This window comes from Streptomyces sp. NPDC052012 (genome assembly GCF_040689265.1).
GTDB lineage: Bacteria > Actinomycetota > Actinomycetes > Streptomycetales > Streptomycetaceae > Streptomyces.
Window position 1 is genome coordinate 1 of sequence record NZ_JBFAXA010000050.1, and the last position, 5,606, is coordinate 5,606.

Genomic DNA, 5,606 nt, shown 5'->3' on the forward strand with positions numbered 1-5,606 from the left:
GTGAAGTCGATCGGCTTCCCGCCCGACGTCATCGGCTGCAACGCACCCAGCGCGGTCGAACCGTCCGCGTTCCGCTTGAACCAGATGTTCGGGAACCCGAGTATCCGGTGCCAGGCCACGCTCATGTCGAGCTTGAGACTGACCGTGATCATCCAGATGAACGAGGCGGCCAGCTTCAGCATCGCGAAGAAGTAGACCAGGTTCTCCAGGTCCGCCCGGTCCATGCCGTCGAAGAGCAGCGTCAGACCGTAGGAGACGTAGTTCTCCGCGCCGAACTCCGCGTGGTGCAGGGCGCCCTCCAGGCCGCGCAGCACCATGACCGAGATACCGATGACGAAGATCACCGCGTCGACGAAGTACGCCTGGCCGCGGTTCGAGCCCGCGAAACGCGACTTGCGGCCCGGCCGTGTCGGCAGGCTGAGCTGCCGGATCACGAACAGCATCACGATGCCGACCGTGGTACCCGTGCCGATGAACTCGATGTACATCTCGTACGGCAGGAAGCCGCCCACGATCGGCAGCACCCAGTCCGGCTTGAACAGCTGCCCGAACGCGTTGAGGATCGTCAGCACCAGCGTGTAGAAGCCCAGGGCGACGAACCAGTGGGCGAAGCCCACCAGGCCCCACTGCGCCATCCGCGTGTGTCCGAGGAACTCCCTGACCAGCGTCACGCTGCGCTGCCATGGATCGTCCAGGCGGTTCGCGTTCTCCGGCAGCGGGGCGCCCAACCGGAAGAAGCGGAAGAAATACCAGAAAGCGCGCACGAACAATGCGATGCCGACCGTGGCAAGTGTCAGCGAAACGACGATCGCGGCGAGTTGCATGGGGGCTCCTCGTCCCGGTGGGCCTGATTACTAAGCGGTAACTTATGCGGCGCGTGCGAGACTACCGCCTCCCACCACGACAGGGCACCCGCATACGCGGTGATCTACGTCGCCGATGTCCCGGCGCCTCGGACACCGCCCGCACACGCGTGCAACACTTCAGGACGCCGACCGCACACAGGGAGCCATCGGGAAGACATGGAACGCATGGTCAGCACCGCATCCGTTTCGCTCGCCTCCCTGTGGGACGAGGTCTCCGGCACCCAGCCGGACCCCGACCTGTGGGTGGTGATCGCCACACTGGTGGCCGCCCTCGCCGTCGTCGTCCCGCACCCCCTGTGGCGGCTGTCCCGCAACGCCATCACCATCGCCCACGAGGGCGGGCACGGTCTGGTGGCGCTGCTCACCGGCCGCACGCTCACGGGGATACGCCTCCACTCGGACACCAGCGGCCTGACCGTCAGCCGCGGCAAGCCGCACGGCCTCGGCATGATCCTCACCGCGGCGGCGGGCTACACCGCTCCCCCACTGCTCGGCCTCGGCGGCGCGGCCCTGCTGGGGGCGGGGCGGATCACGCTGCTGCTGTGGGTGGCGACCGGTCTGCTGGTGGCGATGCTGGTGATGATCCGCAACGCCTATGGGGCGCTGACGGTGCTGGTGACCGGCGCGACGTTCGTGGCGGTGTCCTGGCTGACCGGCCCCCAGGTGCAGGCGGCGTTCGCCTATGCGGTGGTGTGGTTCCTGCTGCTGGGCGGGGTGCGCCCGGCGTTCGAGCTGCAGGCGAAGCGGGCGCGGGGAGGGGCCGGCGACTCGGACGCGGATCAGCTGTCGCGGCTGACGCATGTGCCGGCGGCGCTGTGGTTCTTCCTGTTCCACGCGGTGTCGTTGTGCTCGCTGATAGGTGGGGGGCGCTGGCTGCTCGGGCTGTAAGCGGCTCACCCAGGGGCGCGGGGCTGCGCCGATATGCGAGCCCCGCCGCGTTTGCGCGGCCGGCCCCCACGGCGCCGCACCCGAATGTCGGCCTCCTTATAAAGTGGCCCCATGGCCCCGAACCCCGCACACACCGCCCTCTGGCCCGCCCCGCACGCGAGCGGAGCCGTCGACGCGACGGTCCACGTGCCCGGGTCCAAGTCGGTCACCAACCGTGCCCTGGTCCTCGCCGCCCTCGCCTCCGAGCCGGGCTGGCTGCGCCGCCCCCTGCGCTCCCGCGACACCCTGCTGATGGCCGGGGCGCTGCGCGCCATGGGCGTCGAGATCGAGGAGGGCGTCGGCCCCGACGGCACCGGTGAGGCCTGGCGGGTGCTCCCCACGGGACTGCGCGGCCCGGCCACCGTCGACGTGGGCAACGCCGGCACCGTGATGCGGTTCCTGCCGCCCGTCGCCACGCTCGCCGACGGCCCCGTCCGCTTCGACGGCGACCCCCGTTCGTACGAGCGTCCCCTGAACGGCGTCATCGACGCACTGCGCCGGCTCGGCGCCCGGATCGACGACGACGGCCGCGGCGCCCTGCCGATGACCGTGCACGGCGGCGGCGCGCTGGACGGCGGCACCGTGGAGGTCGACGCGTCCTCGTCGTCCCAGTTCGTCAGCGCCCTGCTGCTGTCCGCACCGCGCTTCAACCAGGGTGTCGAGGTCCGTCACACCGGCGCCGTGCTCCCGTCGATGCCGCACATCCGGATGACCGTCGACATGCTGCGCGCGGTCGGTGCCCAGGTCGACACCCCCGAGTCGGGCGGCGAGCCGAACGTCTGGCGGGTCACCCCGGGCGCGCTGCTCGGCCGGGACCTCACCGTCGAGCCGGACCTGTCCAACGCTCAGCCGTTCCTGGCGGCGGCGCTGGTGACCGGCGGCCGGGTCGTCGTCCCCGACTGGCCGGCCCACACCACCCAGCCGGGTGACCGGCTGCGGGAGATCTTCACCGAGATGGGCGGCTCCTGCGAACTGACCGAGTCGGGGCTCGTGTTCACCGGGTCCGGGTCGATCCACGGCATCGACGTCGATCTCGGCGAGGTCGGCGAGCTGACGCCCGGTATCGCGGCCGTGGCGGCGCTCGCGGACTCGCCGTCGACCCTGCGGGGCGTGGCCCATCTGCGGCTGCACGAGACGGACCGGCTGGCCGCGCTCACCAAGGAGATCAACGAGCTCGGCGGCGACGTCACCGAGACCGCCGACGGTCTCCACATCCGTCCCCGCCGGCTGCACGGCGGTGTCTTCCACACCTACGAGGACCACCGCATGGCCACCGCCGGTGCGATCATCGGCCTCGCGGTCGAGGGCGTGCAGATCGAGAACGTGGCGACCACGGCGAAGACCCTGCCGGACTTCCCCGAGCTGTGGACCGGGATGCTCGGGGCGTAGGGGTTCACCATGCGCCGCTACGGCAAGCACACCGACGAGGACGACATCCGCTCCCGCCCCAACCGCAAGGGCAACCGGCCGCGCACCCACATCCGCCCCAAGCACGAGGACGCCGCGGAGGGCATGGTCCTCACCGTCGACCGGGGCCGGCTGACCTGCCTCGTGGACGATCGCGTCGTGATGGCGATGAAGGCCCGTGAGCTGGGGCGCAAGGCGGCCGTCGTCGGTGACCGGGTGGCGATCGTGGGTGATCTGTCGGGGAAGAAGGACACCCTCGCACGGATCGTGCGCATCGAGGAGCGGACGTCCGTGCTGCGGCGCACCGCCGACGACGACGATCCCTACGAGCGGGTCGTCGTCGCCAACGCCGACCAGCTCGCCATCGTCACGGCGCTCGCCGATCCGGAGCCCAGGCCGCGGCTGATCGACCGGTGCCTCGTCGCGGCGTTCGACGGCGGGCTCACCCCGCTGCTGGTGCTGACGAAGTCGGACCTGGCACCGGCGGACAAGCTGCTGGAGCTGTACGGCGATCTCGACATCCCGTACGTGGTGACCAGCCGTGAGGAGCTGGAGAGCGGCGAGGCCGCGGACCGGGTGCGCGAGCAGCTCGACGGGCGGATCACCGCGTTCGTGGGGCACTCGGGCGTCGGCAAGACGACGCTGGTCAACGCGCTGGTGCCGGAGGAACGGCGGCGTACGACCGGGCATGTCAACGCGGTGACCGGGCGGGGGCGGCACACGACCACGTCCGCGCTGGCGCTGCCGCTGGCCGGGGCGGAGGGGTGGGTGATCGACACTCCCGGGGTGCGGTCGTTCGGGCTGGCGCACGTCGATCCGTCGCGGGTCATCCACGCGTTCCCGGATCTGGAGCCGGGGACCGAGGGCTGTCCGCGGGCGTGCAGTCATGACGAGCCGGACTGCGCCCTGGACGCCTGGGTGGAGGAGGGGCACGCCGATCCCGCGCGGCTGTACTCGCTGCGGCGGCTGCTGTCGACGCGGGAGCGGACGGAAGGCGACTGAGCTTCGCGTTGTTTGTCCTGACGTGCGCCTGGTAAGTGCATAATCGCACCGAGCCGGAGTTCGTGCCTGAGGTGGGCGGAGCCCTTCGCGGGCGTACGGGAGGACGACACATGGCGTGGCTGCTGGTCATCGTGGCCGGGTTGCTCGAGACCGGATTCGCTGTGTGTCTGAAGCTGTCCCACGGCTTCACACGGCTGTGGCCGACGATCGCGTTCTGCGTGTTCGCGCTGGGCAGCTTCGGTCTGCTGACCCTGGCGCTGAAGAAGCTGGACGTGGGTCCGGCGTACGCGGTGTGGACGGGCATCGGGGCGGCCGGGACGGCGATCTACGGGATGGTGTTCCTCGGGGACCTGGTGTCGACGCTGAAGATCGTGTCGATCTCGCTGGTGATCATCGGGGTGATCGGGTTGCAGCTGTCGGGGTCGGCGCACTGACGTTCAGGCGCAGGGCGCTGCGCAGCAGGTCGGTGACGGTGCCGTCGGGGGGCGGGGCGGCGATGCAGGAGAGCGCCAGCCGGATGGTGAGCTCGCAGGCGCGGGCGAGGTCGGCGGCGTCGGTCCGGGGGGCGCCGGGTGTGCCGCCGGCCCCGGGGGCGGGGCCGGACAGGGCGATCATGGCGCGGTCGCGGACGAGGGCGACGAAGTCGGTGGGGGACGGCAGGGGGCCGTCGGCGCGGCGCTGAGCCGGGACGGCGGAGCTGGACGGGACGCGCGCGAGGGTCGGGGTGGGCAGGCGCTCGCTCCAGCAGCCGGTGAGCATGGCGCGGACGAGGGCGTTGCTGCGGGCGGTCTCGGTGGTCCACTCGGCGGTGGCCGTGAGGCGGTCGTGGGGATCGGTGTGGGCGGTGAGGGCGCGGTCGACACCGGCGAGGTAGGCGTCGGCTTCCCGGCGGACGAGGGCGCGGGCGAGGCCGTCCTTGCTGCCGAACTCGTTGTAGAGGGTCTGCCGGGAGACTCCGGCCGCGGCGGCCACGTCCACCATGCGCACGGCGGACCACGGCCGGCGTGCCAGGGCGGTGTAAGCGGCGTCCAGCAGAGATTCCCGCGCTGCAGGCATCATCGCCTCCCTCGGGGCGAGCTCACGACCCTGCGCTTCAGAGTTGACGCGCCGGTAGGCACTGTCAAGGGTGCGCGCAGGTGCGGTGGGGGTGCGCGTGGCCATGCCTGCGGCGCCAGTGCGACTCCGGTGGGGGCGGGCGTAGCGCCTGATGCCGGTGGGTGAGTCGGGGCCGGGGCGGTGGTGTCCGTCCTCGGTCTGGCGCGAAATCGGTCCCTCAAAAGGTGCGAGGCGCGGACGCGCCAGCCGCTGCGGGCGAGGCCCGCCCCGTGTGTGGCGGGCCCTCGCCCGTGTCTCAGGGGGCCAGGCCCCCCAGCAGGGCGTCGGTGTGGTCGCCGCCCGACTCCC

At 71.6% G+C, this 5,606-nt stretch carries 5 protein-coding genes and 1 pseudogene; 4 read left to right on the forward strand and 2 right to left on the reverse strand.

The features are described from left to right. Window positions 1–824, reverse strand: a pseudogene (locus AB0412_RS35665) (Fe-S oxidoreductase); the annotation flags it as partial. Between the two features lie 207 nt (window positions 825–1,031). On the opposite strand from AB0412_RS35665, the gene AB0412_RS35670 reads away from it, so the two are divergent. The 4 genes from AB0412_RS35670 to AB0412_RS35685 all read left to right on the forward strand — a co-directional run bounded on the left by AB0412_RS35670 (window position 1,032) and on the right by AB0412_RS35685 (window position 4,636). Further along, window positions 1,032–1,754 carry a M50 family metallopeptidase gene (locus AB0412_RS35670; protein WP_366406788.1) on the forward strand — a complete coding sequence of 241 codons (723 nt, stop codon included), beginning with the start codon at window positions 1,032–1,034 and terminating at the stop codon, window positions 1,752–1,754. Between the two features lie 111 nt (window positions 1,755–1,865). Beyond that, the gene (aroA, locus tag AB0412_RS35675) at window positions 1,866–3,182 is read left to right on the forward strand and encodes a 3-phosphoshikimate 1-carboxyvinyltransferase (protein WP_366406785.1); all 1,317 of its coding nucleotides are present in this window, start codon (window positions 1,866–1,868) and stop codon (window positions 3,180–3,182) included. A 9-nt stretch (window positions 3,183–3,191) separates the two neighbouring features. After that, window positions 3,192–4,202, forward strand: coding sequence for a ribosome small subunit-dependent GTPase A (gene rsgA, locus AB0412_RS35680; protein WP_366406786.1), 1,011 nt, complete (start codon window positions 3,192–3,194; stop codon window positions 4,200–4,202). A 110-nt stretch (window positions 4,203–4,312) separates the two neighbouring features. Next, the gene (locus AB0412_RS35685) at window positions 4,313–4,636 is read left to right on the forward strand and encodes a multidrug efflux SMR transporter (RefSeq protein WP_086600180.1); all 324 of its coding nucleotides are present in this window, start codon (window positions 4,313–4,315) and stop codon (window positions 4,634–4,636) included. Here the strand turns inward: AB0412_RS35685 and AB0412_RS35690 are convergent. Further along, window positions 4,593–5,261, reverse strand: coding sequence for a helix-turn-helix domain-containing protein (locus AB0412_RS35690; RefSeq protein WP_366406787.1), 669 nt, complete (start codon window positions 5,259–5,261; stop codon window positions 4,593–4,595). The genes AB0412_RS35685 and AB0412_RS35690 overlap by 44 nt on opposite strands. Between the last annotated feature and the right edge of the window lie 345 nt (window positions 5,262–5,606).

Excerpts from the sequence above, each read along its gene's own strand:
- aroA (WP_366406785.1), top strand. The coding sequence starts at position 1,866 with ATGGCCCCGAACCCCGCACACACCGCCCTCTGGCCCGCCCCGCACGCG.
- AB0412_RS35690 (WP_366406787.1), bottom strand. The coding sequence starts at position 5,261 with ATGATGCCTGCAGCGCGGGAATCTCTGCTGGACGCCGCTTACACCGCC.
- AB0412_RS35670 (WP_366406788.1), top strand. The coding sequence starts at position 1,032 with ATGGTCAGCACCGCATCCGTTTCGCTCGCCTCCCTGTGGGACGAGGTC.
- rsgA (WP_366406786.1), top strand. The coding sequence starts at position 3,192 with ATGCGCCGCTACGGCAAGCACACCGACGAGGACGACATCCGCTCCCGC.
- AB0412_RS35685 (WP_086600180.1), top strand. The coding sequence starts at position 4,313 with ATGGCGTGGCTGCTGGTCATCGTGGCCGGGTTGCTCGAGACCGGATTC.